Annotated in this window: 16 protein-coding genes; 11 read left to right on the top strand and 5 right to left on the bottom strand. The window is 61.3% G+C overall.

Annotation, left to right across the window (positions count from 1 at the left end; genetic code table 11):
* Nucleotides 1-405 precede the first annotated feature (405 nt).
* Nucleotides 406-924: a glycine cleavage system protein R gene (locus CAF63_RS21390; RefSeq protein WP_085688526.1), complete on the top strand. Its 519-nt coding sequence runs from the start codon at nt 406-408 to the stop codon at nt 922-924.
* A 223-nt stretch (nt 925-1,147) separates the two neighbouring features.
* Here CAF63_RS21390 and rarD read toward each other — a convergent pair whose 3' ends face one another.
* The 5 genes from rarD to CAF63_RS21365 all read right to left on the bottom strand — a co-directional run bounded on the left by rarD (nt 1,148) and on the right by CAF63_RS21365 (nt 6,926).
* A complete protein-coding gene (gene rarD / locus CAF63_RS21385) occupies nt 1,148-2,035 on the bottom strand; it encodes an EamA family transporter RarD (protein WP_085688524.1) in 888 nt (295 codons plus the stop codon).
* 207 nt (nt 2,036-2,242) lie between these two features.
* The gene (locus tag CAF63_RS21380; protein WP_007959832.1) at nt 2,243-3,217 is read right to left on the bottom strand and encodes a serine/threonine protein kinase; all 975 of its coding nucleotides are present in this window, start codon (nt 3,215-3,217) and stop codon (nt 2,243-2,245) included.
* A gap of 179 nt (nt 3,218-3,396) precedes the next feature.
* Nucleotides 3,397-5,298 (bottom strand): PhoX family phosphatase, encoded by a 1,902-nt coding sequence (locus tag CAF63_RS21375; RefSeq protein ID WP_085688522.1) that lies wholly within the window; start codon nt 5,296-5,298, stop codon nt 3,397-3,399.
* Between the two features lie 69 nt (nt 5,299-5,367).
* A complete protein-coding gene (locus CAF63_RS21370) occupies nt 5,368-6,132 on the bottom strand; it encodes a TOBE domain-containing protein (RefSeq protein WP_085688520.1) in 765 nt (254 codons plus the stop codon).
* A 56-nt stretch (nt 6,133-6,188) separates the two neighbouring features.
* Nucleotides 6,189-6,926: a ComF family protein gene (locus tag CAF63_RS21365; RefSeq protein WP_085688518.1), complete on the bottom strand. Its 738-nt coding sequence runs from the start codon at nt 6,924-6,926 to the stop codon at nt 6,189-6,191.
* A 91-nt stretch (nt 6,927-7,017) separates the two neighbouring features.
* On the opposite strand from CAF63_RS21365, the gene bioB reads away from it, so the two are divergent.
* From bioB to CAF63_RS21315, 10 genes are all read left to right on the top strand, one after another.
* Nucleotides 7,018-8,073, top strand: coding sequence for a biotin synthase BioB (gene bioB / locus CAF63_RS21360; RefSeq protein WP_007959840.1), 1,056 nt, complete (start codon nt 7,018-7,020; stop codon nt 8,071-8,073).
* 160 nt (nt 8,074-8,233) lie between these two features.
* A complete protein-coding gene (gene bioF / locus CAF63_RS21355; RefSeq protein WP_085688516.1) occupies nt 8,234-9,412 on the top strand; it encodes an 8-amino-7-oxononanoate synthase in 1,179 nt (392 codons plus the stop codon).
* On the top strand, nt 9,405-10,136 hold the full coding sequence (locus tag CAF63_RS21350) for an alpha/beta fold hydrolase (RefSeq protein WP_085688514.1): 732 nt from the start codon (nt 9,405-9,407) through the stop codon (nt 10,134-10,136). The genes bioF and CAF63_RS21350 overlap by 8 nt, the downstream gene beginning before the upstream one ends.
* Entirely contained in the window at nt 10,129-10,935 is an 807-nt protein-coding gene (gene bioC, locus CAF63_RS21345) for a malonyl-ACP O-methyltransferase BioC (RefSeq protein ID WP_085688512.1), read from the top strand. The genes CAF63_RS21350 and bioC overlap by 8 nt, the downstream gene beginning before the upstream one ends.
* A complete protein-coding gene (gene bioD, locus CAF63_RS21340; RefSeq protein WP_085688510.1) occupies nt 10,932-11,612 on the top strand; it encodes a dethiobiotin synthase in 681 nt (226 codons plus the stop codon). Before bioC ends, bioD begins: the two co-directional genes overlap by 4 nt.
* Nucleotides 11,613-11,718: 106 nt before the next feature.
* Complete coding sequence (locus CAF63_RS21335; protein ID WP_011336239.1) at nt 11,719-12,015, top strand: hypothetical protein; 297 nt, start codon at nt 11,719-11,721, stop codon at nt 12,013-12,015.
* Between the two features lie 275 nt (nt 12,016-12,290).
* Entirely contained in the window at nt 12,291-14,096 is a 1,806-nt protein-coding gene (locus CAF63_RS21330) for a phenylacyl-CoA dehydrogenase (protein WP_074692190.1), read from the top strand.
* Between the two features lie 261 nt (nt 14,097-14,357).
* Nucleotides 14,358-16,472 (top strand): cytochrome-c peroxidase, encoded by a 2,115-nt coding sequence (locus tag CAF63_RS21325; protein WP_085688508.1) that lies wholly within the window; start codon nt 14,358-14,360, stop codon nt 16,470-16,472.
* A 209-nt stretch (nt 16,473-16,681) separates the two neighbouring features.
* The gene (locus CAF63_RS21320; protein ID WP_085688506.1) at nt 16,682-17,971 is read left to right on the top strand and encodes a GGDEF domain-containing protein; all 1,290 of its coding nucleotides are present in this window, start codon (nt 16,682-16,684) and stop codon (nt 17,969-17,971) included.
* A 90-nt stretch (nt 17,972-18,061) separates the two neighbouring features.
* Nucleotides 18,062-19,858, top strand: coding sequence for an acyl-CoA dehydrogenase C-terminal domain-containing protein (locus CAF63_RS21315; RefSeq protein WP_085688504.1), 1,797 nt, complete (start codon nt 18,062-18,064; stop codon nt 19,856-19,858).
* Nucleotides 19,859-19,985: the final 127 nt, after the last annotated feature.

Genomic DNA, 19,985 nt, shown 5'->3' with positions numbered 1-19,985 from the left:
ACAATGAAGCCTCTGGCCATTTAAACCACAAACCCCTCGACCAGTACATGCCATCGCTGGCGGCTGGGCTGGGACCAATCAACGGCTTGGGGGCCTTGCTGACGGGGCTTTCAGGGTTGCGAACGTGCCTTGGGCAGACATCGATCCAGCGTTATGTAGTGCGCGCTGCGGCATACTACATGATGAGTTGCGGTTGTGAAAATCAGACTAATTACGTCGTTCTGCGACCCCATGACGCATTGCGGTCACGGCGCGGAACGGGATGTTCTCAAAAAACCAATAGATTGTTCCAGCTAAATATAAAAAGTTGTACACGATTTGTGGCTTCGAGCGTCTGAGGCGTCTGTCGAACGCTTGCCTATACTTGCTTTTCTATAACAAAAGTCATGACAAGAGGGCTGCGCCATGGATCACCTCGTACTCACCGTCTTCGCACCGGACAAGCCCGGGCAGGTCGAGCGCATCGCCCAATGCATTGCCGAACACGGCGGCAACTGGCTGGAAAGCCGCATGTCGCGAATGGCCGGGCAGTTCGCCGGGATCCTGCGGGTCGCTGTACCGGCGGAGGCTTACGACGAATTAGTCGATGCCCTACAAGCACTGTCGGCACAGGGCATTCGCGTGCTGGTGGCCGAAAGCGGTATCGAGCAGGCCTGCACCTGGAAACCGATCGCCATGGAACTGGTGGGCAATGATCGTCCGGGCATCGTGCGCGACATCACCCGGTTGCTGAGCGAGCAGGGCGTCAATCTCGAACGGCTGGTGACCGAAGTGCGTCCGGCGCCGATGAGCAGTGAACCGCTGTTCCACGCCGAGGCGATTCTGGCAGTGCCGCTGACCTTGTCGCTGGACGTGCTGCAATCGCGGCTGGAGACCCTGGCCGATGACTTGATGGTGGAATTGGTGCTGCGCACTGATCCTTGAGCGCGGAACGGGTTATCCAGTTTAAACGTGCACCTGCCTGTGGATAACCTGTAGAGACTGAGCGCCAGGCCACGTCCGCCGTGGCTTGGCGAAGGTTGATCAAAAAACCGCCAGCATTCAGTGACTTGCGCACAAACGGCGGGGATCACGCTGTGGATAACCTTGGGAAGGAACGATACAGGCCACGAGAACCGTGGCCTGTGGAGGTTTGTGCGTTTTTTGATCAGCTGCGCCGGCGCAAGCTCAGCCACGCATCGACGCTGTACACCGCCAGACCGGCCCAGATAAACATGAAGGCGATCAGCGTGCTGGACGACAAGTGCTCGCCAAACAGCAGCACGGCTTGCAGCAGTACCAAAGTTGGCGCCAGGTATTGCAGGAAGCCGAGGGTGGTGTAGGGCAGATGTCGTGCTGCCGCGTTGAAGCAGACCAGCGGGACCAGCGTCACCGGACCGGCCGCCACCAGCCACCAGGCTTCGGAGGTGGTCCAGAACTCGGCCTGAGCGCTGGTCGCTGTCGGATTGAATAGCAGCCACGCGAGAGCAATCGGCACCAGCATCCAGGTTTCCACCACCAGCCCCGGCAGTGCCTTGACCGGCGCCTGCTTGCGGATCAGCCCGTAGAAACCGAAGGTCAGCGCCAGCACCAGCGACACCCACGGCAGACTGCCCACCTGCCAGACCTGCTGCGCCACGCCGACCGCTGCCAGCCCCACCGCGATCCACTGCATGCGCCGCAGGCGTTCGCCGAGGATCAGCATGCCTAGCAGCACGTTCACCAGTGGGTTGATGTAGTAACCGAGGCTCGCTTCCAGCATCCGGCCGTTGTTCACCGACCAGACGTAAGTCAGCCAGTTGGCCGCGATCAAGGTGCCGCTGAGCGCAAGAATTGCCAGGCGTTTCGGGTTGTCGCGCAGTTCCTGCCACCAGCCGGGATGCTTCCACACCATCAACAGCAGCGCGCCGAACAGCGCCGACCACAGCACCCGGTGAATGATGATTTCCACCGCCGGCACTTCGGCGATGGCTTTGAAGTAGAGCGGGAACAGGCCCCAGATGATGTAGGCGCTCAGGCCCAGAATGTACCCGCGACGCGGGTTGGCGGCTTGCATGCAGAATCCTTGCTTAGGCAGCTAACAAAGCAGCGATTGTAAGGAGATTTTTAGGTGATTGATTCTGAAATTGTGAACCCGGCTAGAACTGTGGGAGCGAGCTTGCTCGCGAAGGCGTTGTATCAGCCGACACTGATGTTGAATGTCCGTACGCATTCGTCGGATCGCCGCCCGGAGCAAGCTCGCTCTCACAGGGGTAGTGGTCAATCAGAAAAGCTTCAACGGCTCTTCGTTCAGCGCCGCCAGTTGCTCACGCAATGCCAGCACCTGATCGCCCCAATACCGCTCGCTGCCAAACCACGGAAAGCTGCGGGGGAACGCCGGATCGTCCCAGCGCCGTGCCAACCAAGCGCTGTAATGCATCAGGCGCAGGGCGCGCAGCGGTTCGATCAGTGCCAGTTCGCGCGGGTCGAAGTCGTGGAATTCGTTGTAGCCGTCCATCAATTCCGACAACTGTCCCAGACAATCCTGACGATCGCCGGCGAGCATCATCCAGATGTCCTGCACCGCCGGGCCCATGCGGCAGTCGTCAAGGTCGACGATGTGGAACATCTCGTCGCGGCACATCATGTTGCCGGGGTGGCAGTCGCCATGCATGCGGATGTTCTGGTGAGGCGTGTTGGCGTAGACGTCCTCCACACGCTTGAGCAGGTCGCGGGCGACCGATTCGTAGGCCGGCAGCAGGCTCTTGGGAATGAAGTTGCCTTCCAGCAAAGTGGTCAGCGAGTCGTGACCAAAGTTCTTCACCGCCAGCGCCTCGCGGTGTTCGAACGGTTTGGTTCCGCCGACTGCGTGCATGCGCCCGAGCAACTGGCCGAGGCGATACAACTGATCGAGATTGCCCGGCTCCGGCGCCCGGCCACCGCGACGGGGAAACAGGGTGAAACGAAAACCGGCATGTTCATGCAGGGTTTCGCCGTTGTGGATAAGTGGGGCCACCACCGGGATCTCGACGTCAGCCAGTTCGAAGGTGAACTGGTGCTCTTCCAGAATCGCTTCATTGGTCCAGCGCTGCGGGCGGTAGAACTTGGCGATCAGCGGCTCCGAGTCTTCGATGCCAACTTGATAGACGCGGTTTTCGTAACTGTTGAGCGCCAGAATGCGCGCGTCGCTCAGGAAACCGATGCTTTCGACGGCATCGAGCACGAGGTCTGGGGTGAGGGTTTCAAACGGGTGGGCCATGCTGACTCCTGCGCGCAGCAGGCTGCCGCGTCCGGCCCAGCATGGTAGCGCAGATGGCAGCGGGGTAGTTGGTTGGTGTCTATCGGCCCATTCGTCGGAACGCCGCTCGGAGCAGGCTCGCTCCCACATTTGGAATGCAATTCCCTGTGGGGAGCGAGCCTGCTCGCGAAAGCGGATTATCAGGCGCCGACGATCCCGCCATCCTCACGGGTAATCGCCATCACCGATGACCGCGGCTTGCCGTTCGGCAAATGCTCGGGGAAGGTCGAACCGCCGTTCTCGCCCGGGTGCTGAATCCCGACGAACAGGGTTTTCTGATCCGGCGAGAAACTGATCCCGGTGACTTCACAACCGATAGGTCCGACCATGAACCGGCGAATCTCGCCAGTCTTGGGATCGGCGCAGAGCATCTGGTTGTTGCCCATTCCAGCAAAGTCCCCGGCGTTGCTCGAATCACCGTCAGTGAGAATCCACAGTCGGCCAGCCTTGTCGAAACCGAGGCCGTCGGGGCTGTTGAACATGTTCTGCGGCGTGATATTCGACGAACCGCCCTTCGGCGTACCGGCATGCACGCTCGGGTTGCCGGCCACCACGAACAGATCCCAACTGAAAGTCTTCGAACCGTGATCGTCGCGGTCCGTACGCCAGCGCAGAATCTGCCCGTAGACGTTCTTCTCGCGCGGGTTCGGCCCGCCCACCGGTTGCCCGTCCTCGCCGCGCTTGGCGTTGTTGGTCAGGGTGCAATAAACCTGGCCGTCCTTCGGGCTGACCACGATCCATTCCGGGCGGTCCATGCGCGTGGCGCCGACCACGCTGGCCGCCAGACGCGCGTGAATCAGCACTTCGGCCTGATCGGCAAAACCGCTGCTGGCGTCGATGCCGTTCTTGCCGTGGGTCAGTTCGATCCACTGACCCTGGCCTTTCGGGTGATCCGGGTTGCTGTCGCCGTTATCGAACTTGGCCACGTACAGCGTGCCGTGATCGAGAATGTCGCGGTTGGCCTTGGCGTTGCGGTGGTTGATCTTGTCGCGGCTGACGAATTTGTAGATGAACTCGCCGCGTTCGTCGTCGCCCATGTACACCACGGCGCGACCGTCGTCGGTCTCGGCCAGTGCGGCGTTTTCATGTTTGAAGCGGCCCAGCGCGGTGCGTTTGACCGGGGTCGATTGCGGATCGAACGGGTCGATCTCCACGACCCAGCCGTGACGGTTGAGCTCGTTGGGGTTCTTCGCCATGTCGAAGCGTGGATCGAACGGATGCCAGTTGATCTCGCGGCTGGCGGCCGACACGCCGTAGCGTTTCTGCGCCGGATCGAACTGTTGCTGGGCGTTGCTGCTGCCGAAGCAGTCGGTGAAGTTCTCTTCGCAGGTCAGATAAGTGCCCCACGGCGTCTTGCCGTTGGCGCAGTTCTGGAAGGTGCCGAGAACTTTCTTGCCGTGCTTGTCGGCACTGGTTTTCATCAGCTCGTGACCGGCGGCCGGGCCGCTGATGCGCAGCGGCGAGTTACCGTGGATGCGCCGGTTGTAGCGCGAGCCCTGGACGAACTGCCACTGGCCGTTTTTGCGCTGCACTTCGATCACCGACACGCCTTCGCAGGCCAGGGCCTTGCGCACGTCTTCGGCCGATTGCGGCATGCCGCCGTGCGGATAGAGGTAGCGGTAGTTGGTGTATTCGTTGTTGATCGCCATCAACGCGCGGTTTTTCTCGCCCGGGAATTCGAACAGGCTCATGCCGTCGTTGTTGTCGCCGAACTGCACTTCCTGCGCAGCCGCGGTGCCATTGCCGCTCGGGTCGAAGGCCGGACCGTTCTTGTGCAGCGGCTGGCCCCAGCTGATCAGCACCGACGACTTGTAGCCTTTCGGCAGGCTGATCACGTCGGTGGTGGCTGCCGGAATGCTGTCGAAGCCGAGCAGGCGGCTGTTGCCGGCGCTGACACTGGCGGCCAGCACGCTGCGGCTCAGCAGGTTGCCGCCGAGGAACATCGCTGCGCCGCACAGCGCGCCGGCGCTGATGAAACCGCGACGGCTCAGGCCGACCATTTTTTCCAGGTCTGTGGATTGGTTTTCTTCTAATAGGCTCACATCAGGCTCCCTGCATGGTTTTGGCAGCCACCTTAATGCGGGTCGATGACGCTTTCGTTGCAGCGCTGTTTAGAGTGGTGTTCCCAGCAGCACATTGGACGGCGAAAACTGCACCTGCACCGGTTGCTCGACCGTCAGGCCACGGGTACGCAAGTCCAGCGGTTCGGCCAGCGCACACAAGGTCTGGCCGTTGGGCAGGGCGATGCGCACTTCGCTCGGGCCGTCCTCGGCGTCGAGAATCGCCTCGATCCGACCGCTCAAAAGGTTGTGGCCGGCGGCAGGCGTGGCCTCTGGCGCGAGCAGTTCGAGCCAGCCAGCCTTGATCAGCGCCACCACTTCGGTGCCCGGCTGCAGCTCCAGGTGCACGGTGCTGTCGTGGGTGATCTGTGCGTCGATCGACAGACCTTCGGCCAGTTCGAGGCGGATCAGGTCGTTGCGGCCCTGACCTTCGATCTGCACGACTTTGCCGTGCAGTTGATTGCGCGCGCTGGTCCTGAGCATCAGCCGACCGAGCAGGTCCAGATCGCTGGCGTCCTCGGCCGCTTCCAGCACCTGGGCCTGCAGGGCTTGCAGCTTTTGATAGAGGCGCAGCACCCGTTCGCCTTCGCTCGACAGTTTGGCGCCACCGCCGCCCTTGCCGCCGACCGCGCGCTCGACCAGAGGTTTCTGCGCAAGATTGTTCAGCTCATCGATGGCATCCCACGCCGCCTTGTAACTCAGGCCGGCGCTTTTCGCAGCGCGGGTGATTGAACCCTGTTCGGCGATGTGTTGCAGCAAGGCGATGCGCTGCGGACGGCGGACGATGTGCTGGGACAACAGGGTGGGCAAGGACATGGCGGACGCTTTGCTGAAGGGTTGAGGGAGGACGTTGGCGGCTCGAGGCGTATCCGTCAAGCCGGGTCGCCGGGTTTTGGCGTGCGGGCCAGACAGTACACATCCACCCGCGCGGCGCCGGCGTCCATCAGCAAACGGGCCAGCGCCTGGGCGGTGGCGCCAGTGGTCAGCACGTCGTCGACCAGGGCCAGGTGCCGGCCCTTCACCTGGGCATCGGGGCTCAAGGCGAAGGCGTGGCGCAGATTGCGTTTACGGGCCTTGGCGTTGAGGGTCTGCTGGGCGTCGGTATCCTGCACGCGCAAAAGACTGTGTTCTTCGCAAGGTAGGTCAAGTGATTTTCCCAGCCATTGCGCCAGCATCGCCGCCTGATTGAAGCCGCGCTGGCGCAGGCGTTTCGGTGCAAGCGGCACCGGCAGCAGGGCGTCCGGGCGAGGCAGGTCTTCTTCGAAGCGATGTTGCAGGAACTCGCCGAGAACGTCGGCGAGCAAGTGGCCAAGCGGCCATTTGCCGTTGTGCTTGAAGCGGGTGATCAGCGTGTCCATCGGAAAGCTGTAAGTCCATGGCACGGCGACTTGTTCAAAGGCCGGTGGATCCTGCAGGCAGGCACCACAGGTCAGGCTGGCGGCGAGGGGCAGGGCGCAGGTCACGCATTGATCGCCCAGCCACGGCAGATCGGTTTCACAGGCGGTGCAGATCGGGATTTGCCCGTCTGCCGGTTCGTCACACAATAAACAGTGTTGTTTGTTTTTTAACCAGATGTAAACCGGCCTTTTGTAGTGTGGTTGACAGCGCATGGCTCTTCCTTAAATATGCCGAACATCCGTGTCGTGCCTGTGGGTATTCCGTTTCCCCAGGCGCCAGCCAAGCATAACCAAGGAAACGCCCATGAGCGCCAGCACCACTGCCACCCTGCGTCACGACTGGACTTTGGCCGAAGTCAAAGCACTCTTCGTTCAGCCCTTCAACGACTTGCTGTTCCAGGCGCAAACGGTGCACCGCGCGCATTTCGACGCCAACCGCGTCCAGGTTTCCACCCTGCTGTCGATCAAGACCGGCGCCTGTCCGGAAGATTGCAAATATTGTCCGCAGTCCGGTCACTACAACACCGGGCTGGAAAAAGAAAAGTTGATGGAAGTGCAGAAAGTCCTCGAAGAGGCTGCCCGCGCCAAAGCTATCGGCTCAACCCGCTTCTGCATGGGCGCGGCGTGGAAACACCCGTCGGCCAAGGACATGCCTTACGTACTGAAGATGGTCGAAGGCGTGAAGGCCATGGGCCTGGAAACCTGCATGACCCTCGGTCGTCTCGATCAGGATCAGACCGAAGCGCTGGCCAAGGCCGGGCTCGACTACTACAACCACAACCTCGACACCTCGCCGGAGTTCTACGGCAGCATCATCACCACCCGCACTTACAGCGAACGCCTGCAAACCCTGGCGTACGTGCGCGATGCGGGGATGAAAATCTGCTCCGGCGGCATTCTCGGCATGGGCGAGTCTCTCGATGACCGCGCGAACCTGCTGATTCAGCTGGCCAACCTGCCGGAGCATCCGGAATCGGTGCCGATCAACATGCTGGTGAAAGTCGCCGGCACGCCGCTGGAGAACGCCGACGACGTCGATCCGTTCGACTTCATCCGCATGCTCGCCGTGGCGCGCATTCTTATGCCGCAATCCCACGTGCGCCTGTCCGCCGGCCGCGAAGCGATGAACGAGCAAATGCAGGCCCTGGCGTTTTTTGCTGGCGCCAACTCGATCTTCTACGGCGACAAACTGCTGACCACCGCCAACCCGCAGGCCGACAAGGACATGCAACTGTTCGCACGTCTGGGCATTCAGCCGGAAGCCCGTGAAGAGCATGCCGACGAAGTGCATCAGGCCGCCATCGAGCAGGCGCTGGTGGAGCAGAAGAGCAGCGAGCAGTTCTACAACGCGGCGGTGTAAAAACCTGCGCGGATTACTCTGAAGGAATGCAAACCCCTGTGGGAGCGAGCTTGCTCGCGAAAGCGGTGCTTCAGTCGACATTGATGTCGGATGTGAAGGCCTCTTCGCGAGCAGGCTCGCTCCCACAAGGGATCTGTGTCACTTGAATGTCGAGGCTTGCATGTCTTTCGATCTCGCCGCACGCCTTGCTGCCCGTCGTGCCGAAAATCTTTATCGCCAGCGACCGCTGCTTGAAAGCCCGCAAGGGCCGCAAGTGGTGGTCGACGGTCAGCCATTGCTGGCGTTCTGCAACAACGATTACCTGGGCCTGGCCAATCATCCGCAAGTGATCGAAGCCTGGCGCGCCGGTGCTTCGAAGTGGGGCGTCGGCGGCGGTGCCTCGCATCTGGTGATCGGCCACAGCGGCCCGCATCACGCGCTGGAAGAAGCCTTGGCCGACCTCACCGGACGGCCCCGCGCGCTGTTGTTCACTACCGGTTACATGGCCAACCTCGGCGCGGTCACCGCATTGGTCGGGCAGGGCGATACGGTGCTGGAAGACCGGCTCAATCATGCGTCGTTGCTGGATGCCGGACTGTTGTCCGGCGCGCGCTTCAATCGTTATCTGCACAACGACGCCGACAGTCTGGCCAAGCGTCTGGAGAAAGCCACCGGCAATACTTTGGTGGTCACTGACGGCGTGTTCAGCATGGACGGCGACCTTGCCGATCTTCCGGCGCTGGCCCGCGAAGCCAAGGCCAAAGGTGCGTGGTTGATGGTCGATGACGCCCACGGATTCGGCCCGTTGGGGGCAAACGGTGGCGGGATCGTCGAGCATTTCGGTTTGAGCCAGGAAGACGTGCCGGTGCTGGTCGGCACCCTCGGCAAAGCGTTTGGCACGGCGGGTGCGTTCGTCGCCGGCAGTGAAGAGCTGATCGAAAGCCTGGTCCAGTTCGCCCGCCCCTACATCTACACCACCAGCCAGCCGCCTGCGCTGGCCTGCGCAACGTTGAAAAGTCTGGAACTGCTGCGCAGCGAGCATTGGCGTCGCGAGCATCTGCAAACGCTGATCCGCCAGTTCCGCCACGGTGCCGAACAGATCGGTCTGGAGTTGATGGACAGCTTCACGCCGATCCAGCCGATCATGATCGGTGATGCCGGCCGCGCTGTGCGTCTGTCGCAGATGCTGCGCGAGCGTGGGCTGATGGTCACCGCGATCCGCCCGCCGACCGTACCTGCCGGCAGCGCGCGGTTGCGGGTGACGCTGACCGCTGCCCACAGCGAGGCGCAGGTGCAGCTATTGTTAGAAGGACTGGCCGATTGCTTTGCTCAACTCAAGTCGGAGCCAAGCCATGCGTGATCGCCTGATTCTGCTACCGGGTTGGGGGCTCGGCGTTTCGCCGCTGGAGCCGCTGGCCGCTGCGTTGCGCGGACTCGACGAGCACCTGCAGGTCGACATCGAGCCGTTGCCGGGGCTGGATTCCAGCGATTTGCAAGACTGGCTCGACGAGCTCGATGAACGCATCCCCGAAGATGCCTGGCTCGGGGGCTGGTCACTGGGCGGCATGCTCGCTTCCGAGTTGGCGGCGCGGCGTGGCGAACATTGTTGCGGCTTGCTGACCCTGGCCAGCAACCCTTCGTTTGTCGCCCATGAACAATGGCCGAGCGCGATGCCCGGCGAGACCTTCGATGCGTTCTTGGCCGGTTGCAGCGCCGACCCGCGCACGACCCTCAAACGATTCTCTCTGTTGTGCGCCCAGGGCGCGCAAGATGCGCGCGGCTTGTCGCGGCTGTTGCTCGGCGGCGCGCCGAATACCTCGCCGGCCGCGTTGATGGCCGGTCTGGAATTGTTGGCGCAGATCGATACGCGCGAAGCCTTGCAGGCGTTTCGTGGCCCGCAATTGCATCTGTTTGGCGGGCTGGACGGGTTGGTGCCGGCGGAAGCTGCGGGCGAGTTGTTCGCGTTGCTGGCGGATGTCGAGGTCGGCCTGATCGAGCAGGCCAGCCATGCGTTTCTTCTGGAGGACCCCCACGGCGTGGCCGGCGCGATCCAGGCGTTTTTAAGTGAGTGCGGTGATGACTGATTTGTCTGTTGCTGCGTTGCCCGGCGGCTTGCCTGACAAGCGCCAGGTCGCGGCTTCTTTTTCTCGCGCAGCGGCCAGCTACGACAGCGTCGCCGAGTTGCAGCGCGATGTCGGTACGCAGTTGATGAATCGCTTGCCAGTGGATTTTCGGCCGGCACGCTGGCTGGATCTGGGCTGCGGCACCGGGTATTTCACACGGGCGCTGGCCGAGCGATTTGGTGAGGGGCTGGCGCTGGATATCGCGGAGGGCATGCTCAATCACGCGCGGCCGTTGGGTGGTGCCATGCACTTCATTGCTGGCGATGCCGAACGTTTGCCGTTGCAGGATTCGACCTGCGATCTGATCTTCTCCAGCCTCGCCGTGCAGTGGTGCGCGGACTTCGAAGCGGTGCTCGGCGAAGCGTTTCGGGTGCTGAAGCCGGGGGGGATTTTCGCGTTTGCTAGTCTTTGTGTAGGGACGCTGTACGAATTGCGCGACAGCTGGCGTCAGATCGATGGTCTGGTGCACGTCAACCGCTTCCGCGAGTTCGCCCGCTACGAGCAATTGTGTGCTGCCAGTGGTTTGCGAAATGTTTGTCTGGAGACCCGGCCACATGTGCTGCATTACCCGGATGTGCGCAGCCTGACCCATGAACTCAAGGCCTTGGGCGCACATAACCTGAACCCTGGCCGGCCGGGTGGATTGACCGGACGGGCGCGGATTCTGGGCTTGGTCGAGGCCTACGAGCAGTTCCGTCAGCCGCAGGGCTTGCCGGCGACTTATCAGGTGGTCTACGCCGTGTTGGAGAAACCCTTATGAGCGCAGCCTATTTCATCACCGGAACCGACACTGACGTCGGCAAGACCACCGTCGCTGCCGGGTTGCTGCACGCTGCTCGGTCGGCGGGGTTGAGCACGGCAGCGGGCAAACCGGTGGCGTCCGGTTGTGTGGTGACGCCCAGAGGTTTGCGCAATTCCGATGCGCTGGCGTTGCAGGCCGAATGCTCGGTGCCGCTGACGTATCAACAGATCAACCCGGTGGCGTTCGAGCCGGCGATCGCGCCGCACCTGGCAGCGCGTGAGGCGGGTGTGGCGCTGACCGTGCAATCGTTGCTGGCGCCGATGCGCGAGATTCTGGCCATGAACGCCGACTTCACACTGATCGAAGGCGCGGGTGGCTGGCGGGTGCCGTTGGCGGATCAGGACAATCTGTCGGATCTGGCGATTGCGCTGAATCTGCCGGTGATTCTGGTGGTCGGCGTGCGTCTGGGTTGCATCAGTCATGCGTTGCTGACTGCCGAGGCGATTGCCCGGGACGGGCTGCAACTGGCGGGATGGGTGGCGAACATCATTGATCCGAAGACGTCGCGGCTGGAGGAAAACCTGGCGACACTGGCGGAGCGGATTCCGGCGCCGTGCCTGGGGCGGGTGCCGAAACTCAAGGCGGTCAGCGCCGAAGCGGTCGCCGATCACTTGCAACTGGATCTGCTCGACTGATTTTGGCTATGACAAGGCACTGTGCCATTAGTGTTTTTGACGGGTGTTTTTCTGACGCCTCTGGTTCAATGGCACCCATTGATCCTTCCCAAGGATGAGAGCTCCCATGGAAATCTCTGGAAACACAGCTTTTTATGCAGGTCTGAGCACCATTCAGACCGGACAGAACCGTGTCGATCAGGCCGCCAGCCAGATCGCCAACAACACCATTGAGCGTTCGGTCACCAGCCAGTCCTCCGAGGCCCAGATCGATCGCCTGCGTGGCGTGGATCGCAGCCAGCAAATGGATCCGGGCAGCGCCATGGCCGAGATGGCCCAGGGCAAGTTTCAAGTGGAACTGGGCACGAAAGTCGCCAAGGCTTCCGATGAAATGCTCGGTACGATCATCGATACGTTCGCCTGATTTTCTGACCTGCGCTTTGCCAGATGCCGCGACTGTTCGCGGCGTTTTTCGTTGTAAGTCCTTCTCCCTCAACTAATCTTTTTTCAGTGCACATGGCTCGGTCGGGCGAATGTCGTGTTGCTGTGTCCGGCGTTCGGAAAATGTGATGACGAATGGCAAAAGAACGATGCTTGACAAGATTTCGGCGTAAACGTATGTTTCAAACAACTGTTTGACCGTCACAACAAATCAACGCGGTCGTTCATTCCCGGTTACATCAGCAGAGGTTTATCGCTATGCCTGACTACAAGGCCCCCTTGCGTGATATTCGCTTCGTTCGTGACGAACTGCTCGGCTACGAAGCGCACTATCAGAGCCTTCCAGCGTGCGCAGAAGCAACGCCGGACATGGTTGACGCCATTCTTGAAGAGGGCGCCAAGTTTTGTGAGCAGGTGCTGGCACCGCTGAACCGCGTGGGTGACACCGAAGGCTGCACCTGGAGCGAGTCCGGCGTGAAAACCCCGACCGGCTTCAAAGAGGCCTACAAGCAATTCGTGGAAGGCGGCTGGCCGAGCCTGGCCCATGACGTCGAGCACGGCGGTCAGGGTCTGCCTGAGTCGCTGGGTCTGGCTGTCAGCGAGATGGTCGGCGAAGCCAACTGGTCGTGGGGCATGTACCCGGGCCTGTCGCACGGCGCGATGAACACCATCTCCGAACACGGCACCCCAGAGCAGCAAGAAGCTTATCTGACCAAACTGGTCTCCGGCGAATGGACCGGCACCATGTGCCTGACCGAGCCGCACTGCGGCACCGACCTGGGCATGCTGCGCACCAAGGCCGAGCCTCAGGCCGACGGTTCCTACAAAGTTTCCGGTACCAAGATCTTCATCTCGGCCGGTGAACACGACATGGCCGACAACATCGTCCACATCGTGCTGGCCCGCCTGCCGGACGCACCGGCCGGCACCAAAGGCATCTCGCTGTTCATCGTTCCCAAGTTCCTGCCGAACGCCGACGGCACCGTCGGTGCACGCAATGCTGTGACCTGCGGTTCGATCGAACACAAGATGGGCATCCACGGCAACGCCACTTGCGTGATGAACTTCGATGGCGCGACCGGTTTCCTGATCGGCCCGGCGAACAAAGGCCTGAACTGCATGTTCACCTTCATGAACACCGCACGTCTGGGTACCGCGCTGCAAGGTCTGGCCCACGCCGAAATCGGCTTTCAGGGCGGCCTGAAATACGCTCGCGATCGCCTGCAAATGCGTTCCCTGACTGGCCCGAAAGCGCCGGACAAGGCCGCTGACCCGATCATCGTTCACCCAGATGTACGCCGCATGCTGTTGACCATGAAGGCATTCGCCGAAGGCAACCGTGCGATGGTGTACTTCACCGCCAAACAGGTCGACATCGTCAAATACGGCGTGGACGAAGAAGAGAAAAAGAAAGCCGACGCACTGCTGGCCTTCATGACTCCGATCGCCAAGGCGTTCATGACCGAAGTCGGTTTCGAATCCGCCAACCACGGCGTGCAGATCTACGGCGGCCATGGCTTCATCGCCGAGTGGGGCATGGAGCAGAACGTTCGCGACAGCCGCATCTCGATGCTGTACGAAGGCACCACCGGCATCCAGGCACTCGACCTGCTGGGCCGTAAAGTGCTGATGACTCAAGGCGAGGCTCTCAAAGGCTTCACCAAGATCGTCCACAAGTTCTGCCAGAACAACGAAGGCAACGAAGCGGTCAAAGAATTCGTCGCACCGTTGGCTGCACTGAACAAAGAGTGGGGCGAACTGACCATGAAGGTCGGTATGGCCGCCATGAAAGATCGCGAAGAAGTCGGCGCGGCCTCCGTGGACTACCTGATGTACTCCGGTTACGCCTGCCTGGCCTACTTCTGGGCCGACATGGCGCGTCTGGCTGCCGAAAAACTGGCTGCCGGCACCACCGACGAGGCGTTCTACACCGCCAAGCTGCAAACCGCGCGCTTCTACTTCCAGCGCATCCTGCCGCGTACCCGTACGCACGTGGCCACCATGCTGTCGGGCGCTAACAACCTGATGGACATGAAAGAAGAAGACTTCGCACTGGGCTACTAAGCCTTAACGCAGTCCTTCAAAAAACCGCTGCTCCTTCGGGGGCAGCGGTTTTTTTTGTACCCGGATTTCCCCAATCCCGGGGCTCATTCCCCAGCATGGATAAGGGCGCTGCTCAGCCGAACCCTTGCGCTTATTGATTCAAAATGTTTCCAGAAGAGTGGCCAATTAATTGCACTGCCCGATTTACCGGTGCTTATCAGAACTGCCTGCTCAAAGAAGCAAGACGCCCGGCACTTAACAACAACAGTCAGGGTGAAGCCTATGAACATCAGTCGACTCGCTCGTTTGACCTTCTGGTTACCCATCTCGCTGTCAGTCCACAGCGCATGGGCCGCCGACCCCGCCGAGGTCGATCCTCCCGTGCCGGAGGTGCCGTCGCTGCAATCGTTGCGCGGGATGGTGCCCCCCGATCCGTCCGGAACCGAAGGCGGGCGCAAGGTCGACCTGATGACCGACTACGTGCTCAATCGCCAGGCCGCGATCCTGTTGGGCAAGGCGTTGTTCTGGGACATGGAGATCGGCAGCGATGGCGCCACCGCCTGCGCCTCCTGCCACTACCACGCCGGCGTCGATCACCGCATCACCAACCAGCTCAACCCCGGCCAGGCGCATACCAACGCCAACGTCGCGTCGATCTTCAACAAGCCGTTTGTGGCGTCGGATATTCCCGGTGATGTGGCGTCCTACGCAACGTTGTCCGGCGGCAAGGGTGGCCCGAACTACACGCTGAAGAAAACCGACTTCCCGACTCACGTGCTGAGCAATCCGCTGGAGCGCAACTCACCCATCGTTTACTCGACGGACGATGTGGTCGGCTCGCAAGGCGTGTTCGACGCCAACTTCGTCAAACCCAATCAGGCGCGTTTCGACAAATGTACTCAGCAGCCGGACGGTATTTTCCAGGTCGGCGGCATCAACGTACGGCGCAGCACCGGACGCAACGCGCCGTCGGTGATCAACGCCGCGTTCAACGTGCGCAACTTCTGGGATGGTCGGGCCAACAACGTGTTCAACGGCTTCTCGCCATTCGGCAATCGCGATCCGGATGCCGGGATCTACGTGACCAGCGAGCGCAGCACAATCGCGACCAAAGTGCGGCTGGCGCTCAACGATGCGTCAGCCGCCTCGCAAGCCGTCGGCCCGCCCGGTAGCCCGGTGGAAATGTCCTGCGGCGGTCGCACCTTTGCCGACATCGGCCGCAGGATGCTCGACACGTTGATGCTCAAGCAGCAGCGGATCTCATCCACCGATTCGGTGCTGGGCCCTGTGTCCGGCGCACGGCGGCCGACCTATCGCGAGCTGATCAAGAACGCCTTCCAGCCCCGGCTGTGGAACGCCACGCAAAACGTTCTGGTGGGCGGCGCGCCGTACACCCAGATGGAGGCCAACTTCCCGCTGTTCTTCGGCCTGGCGATCCAGATGTATGAGGCGACGCTGGTGTCCGATCAGGCGCCGATCGACGCCTACCTGCAAGGCGATCACACCGCAATGAACGCGCAACAGGTCGAAGGCATGAACCTGTTTCTCGGCAAGGGTAAATGCGTCAATTGCCACGGCGGTCCGGAGCTGACCAACGCCGCCAGCCGCCTGCTGATGCATCCGCGCGAACGCATCGAACGGATGGTGATGGCCGACAACCTGACCACCCTCTACGACAACGGCTTCTACAACACCGGCGTGCGTCCGACCTCGGAAGACCTGGCCCTCGGCGGCGCGGATGCGTGGGGCAATCCGTGGTCGTTCACTCGGCAGTACAACACGGTGTTGCAGGGCGGAAAATCGGTCGATCCGCTGGACGTCGATGTCTGCACGTTCGAGGCGCCGTTGAGCGCGGCCATTCCATGCGATGCCACGCTCAAGCCGAATGTCGGTTTCCGCGATTCGGTCGACGGCGCGTTCAAGACGCCTACTCTGCGCAACATCGCGCTGACCGGGCCGTACTTCCACAACGGCAGCCGCTCGACGCTCAAACAGGTGATGGAGTTCTACAACCGTGGCGGGGACCGGCGCGGGGAAGACGCCAACAACACCAGCGGCTTCGAGCATCCGGCGGTGAACCAGCACAACACTTCCAACCTCGACCCGGACATGACGGCGCTGAACCTGACGCCTGATGAAATCGACGCGCTGGTGAAATTCATGGAAGTCGGCTTGACCGATCCGCGCGTAGCCTGGGAGCGAGCACCGTTCGATCATCCGTCGTTAGTGATCCCGCAAGGCCATATCGGCGATGAAAATGCCGTGACCCAGCGCCCGGCCAGTCCAAAAGTCACCACCCGTCAGGCGATGGACGCATCGCTCAATCTCAAGCCTTACGGTGCTGAAGGCCGGCCGGCGTCCGAAGGGCCATTACAGCCTTTCTATAACGATCTCTGAATAGAAAAACAGACCATGGCCATCAAGAATGATGGCCATGGTGGCCGTCTAACGGCCATTCCGCAAAAAACCTTACTAAATCCCTCAGCAACCGCAGATTTCGGCCGTTAAAGAGACAGCCTGTGATCTGGATCACATTGTGTGTGCTTAACTGGCCACATTGCAGGCACAATGCTATCTCTTTGCCATGACGGGTCGGAGCTTTACCCTTGCCGCGTTCTTCCGCTGTACGTTTCAGTCATTTCCTGCCTTCACTGCTGTTGTTGCTCGCGGGGTTGGCGGCTGCGTACGTCAAAGACCTCAACGTGTTCTTCACCTCGCTGTTCAACGTGCTGCCAACCTTGGTGCTGTTGCTGGGTGGGTCGTATTGCGCGGTTTACCGACGCCAGCGCGAGCTGTTTCTGATGGTCACGGTGTACATCGCCTACTTCCTGCTCGACACCCAGACCGACTATTACCGCGACAATGGCAAGGTTCGCGAAGACGCGGCCGTGGTGTTCCATCTGGTCTGTCTGCTGTTGCCGCTGCTATTCGGTCTGTTCGCCGCGTGGCAAGAGCGCACGCACCTGTTTCAGGACATGGTCGCGCGCTTCGCCGTGCTGCTGGCCTTTGGCAGCGTGGCGTTGGGGCTTGAGCAAAGTTATCCGCAGGCGTTGCTGATGTGGCTTTCCGAGATCCGCTGGCCGGCGCTGCACGGCGCGTGGATGAGCCTGATCCAGATGTCCTATCCGGTGTTCCTCTCGGCGTTCCTGTTGCTGGCCTGGCAATACTGGCGCAACCCGCGTCCGCTGCATGCGGCGCAACTGGTGGGGTTGCTCGGCGTGTTCTGGATGCTGCCGAAGACCTTCATCCTGCCGTTCACCCTGAACATCATGTGCAGCCAGGTGATGTTGATGATTGCCGCGGCGGTGGCGCACGAGGCTTATCAAATGGCCTTCCGCGACGAACTCACCGGTCTGCCCGGGCGCCGCGCACTCAACGAGCGCATGCAGCGTCTGGGTCGCAACTATGTGCTGGCGATGAGCGATGTCGATCACTTCAAAAAATTCAACGACACCCACGGCCATGACGTGGGGGATCAGGTCCTGCGACTGGTCGCCAGCAAGCTGTCCAAAATCAGCGGCGGCGGTAGGGCTTATCGCTATGGCGGTGAGGAATTTGCCTTGGTGTTTGCGGGCAAGACCCTCGAGGAGTGCATGCCCCACCTTGAGGTCATCCGCGAGTCGATTGCGTCCTACAACATCCAGCTGCGAAATCAGGAAAGCCGCCCGCAGGATGATCAGCAGGGCCGCCAGCGGCGCTCGGGTTCGGGCGCGTCCAGTGTGTCGGTCACGGTCAGCATCGGCGTGGCCGAACGTCTGGAACAGCGCACTCCGGAAGAGGTACTGAAATCCGCCGACCAGGCGCTCTACAGCGCCAAGGGCGCAGGCCGTAACTGCGTGATGGCGTTCGGGCAGAACCGCCGTGGCGCGGTGCGCATGGACAACGCCGCAGGTTGAGTGATGACGGCGCATTCAGCGTCTGGACAGTGATTGTGGGGCAGGGTGGCCGGCAGTAGGTTGAAGCAATCTGCTGAAGGAGAAGCCACGATGCCCGAATACAAAGCTCCCCTGCGCGACATGCGCTTTCTGATCGACCACGTCTTTGACTTCCACACCCAGTACGCGGCCCTCGGCGCCCACGACGCCAGCCCGGATATGATCAACGCGATCCTCGACGAAGGTGCGAAGTTCTGTGAGAACGTTCTGGCACCGCTCAATCGCAGCGGTGACGAAGAGGGCTGCCATTTCGACAATGGCGTGGTGACAACGCCTACAGGTTTCAAGCAGGCCTTCGCACAATACGTGGAAGGTGGCTGGCACGGTCTGGCGGCAGATCCGACCTACGGCGGCCAGGGCCTGCCGAGTTCGCTGGGGCTGGTGATCAGCGAAATGGTCGCCTCCAGCAACACCTCGTGGGGCATGTACCCGGGCCTGACCCACGGCGCCATGTCGGCGATCCACGCCCACGGCACCGACGAACAGAAAAACACCTACCTGCGCAAACTCACCGCCGGTCAGTGGACCGGCACCATGTGCCTGACCGAAGCCCATTGCGGCACCGACCTGGGCATCATCAAGACCCGCGCCGTGCCGCAGGCCGACGGCAGTTACGCAGTGACCGGCAGCAAGATTTTCATCTCCGCCGGCGAGCACGACATGAGCGACAACATCATTCATCTGGTGCTGGCCAAACTGCCGGACGCGCCGGCGGGGACCAAAGGCATCTCGCTGTTCATCGTGCCGAAATTCCTTCCGGACGCCTCCGGTGAGGCCGGCGAGCGCAACGGCGTTTCCTGCGGTTCTATCGAACACAAGATGGGAATCAAGGCCTCGGCCACCTGCGTGCTGAACTTCGACGACGCCAAAGGCTTCCTGATCGGCGAGCCGAACAAAGGCCTGAACTGCATGTTCACCATGATGAACCACGCGCGCCTCGGCACCGGAATGCAGGGCCTGTGTCTGGGCGAAGCGAGTTTCCAGGGCGCAATCAAATACGCCAACGACCGCTTGCAGATGCGTGCCCTGACCGGCGCCAAAGCCCCGGACAAACCGGCCGACCCGATCATCGTCCACCCGGACGTGCGACGCATGCTGCTAACCATGAAAGCCTTCAACGAAGGCAACCGCGCGCTGACTTATTTCACCGCGCAGATGCTCGATGTCGCGCACCTTAGCCCGGACGCCGACGCGCGTCAGGAAGCCGAAGATCTGTTGGCGTTCCTGACGCCTATCTGCAAAGCGTTCATGACCGACACCGGCCTTGAGGTGACCAACCACGGCATGCAGATTTTCGGTGGCCACGGATTTATCCGCGAGTGGGGCATGGAGCAACTGGTTCGCGATTGCCGGATCGCGCCGATCTACGAAGGCACCAACGGCATTCAGGCGCTGGACCTGCTCGGGCGCAAAGTGCTGGGCAGCCAGGGCAAGCTGCTGCGCAACTTCACCAAAATCGTCCACAAATTCTGCGCCGCCAACACCGGGCATCCGCAACTGGGCGCGTTTGTCGCGCAGCTCGATGGCCTCAACCAGCAATGGGGCGAGCTGACCGTGAAGGTCGGCATGGCCGCGATGAAGAATCCCGATGAAGTCGGCGCCGCGTCGGTGGATTACCTGATGTACAGCGGTTACATCGCTCTCGGCTACCTGTGGCTGCGCATGGCGCTGGTCGCCCAGGCGCAGCTGGAGTCGGGCGAGGGTGATGGCGATTTCTACCAGGGCAAACTGGCGACGTGCGAGTTCTACTTCAAGCGTCTGTTGCCGCGCACCGCAGCGCATTGTTCGGCGATCGAGGCGGGCAGCGATTGCCTGATGAAACTGCCGGCTCAGTTGTTCTCGCTGTAACAAGCCCCTGTTAAACAAAAGAGCCCGCTGATTGCGGGCTTCTTTATGATTGATTGCTGATGACTAAAAATAACAAAACAGTCACCGCCTGACCCTATGTGTCGCAAAAGTTGTTGGGTTACACTCC

It is taken from the genome of Pseudomonas sp. B20(2017), from assembly GCF_002113125.1.
In the GTDB taxonomy this organism is placed as follows: Bacteria; Pseudomonadota; Gammaproteobacteria; order Pseudomonadales; family Pseudomonadaceae; genus Aquipseudomonas.
The sequence above is the reverse complement of the archived record's forward strand: the minus strand, read 5'-3'. Positions and strand labels throughout refer to the sequence as shown.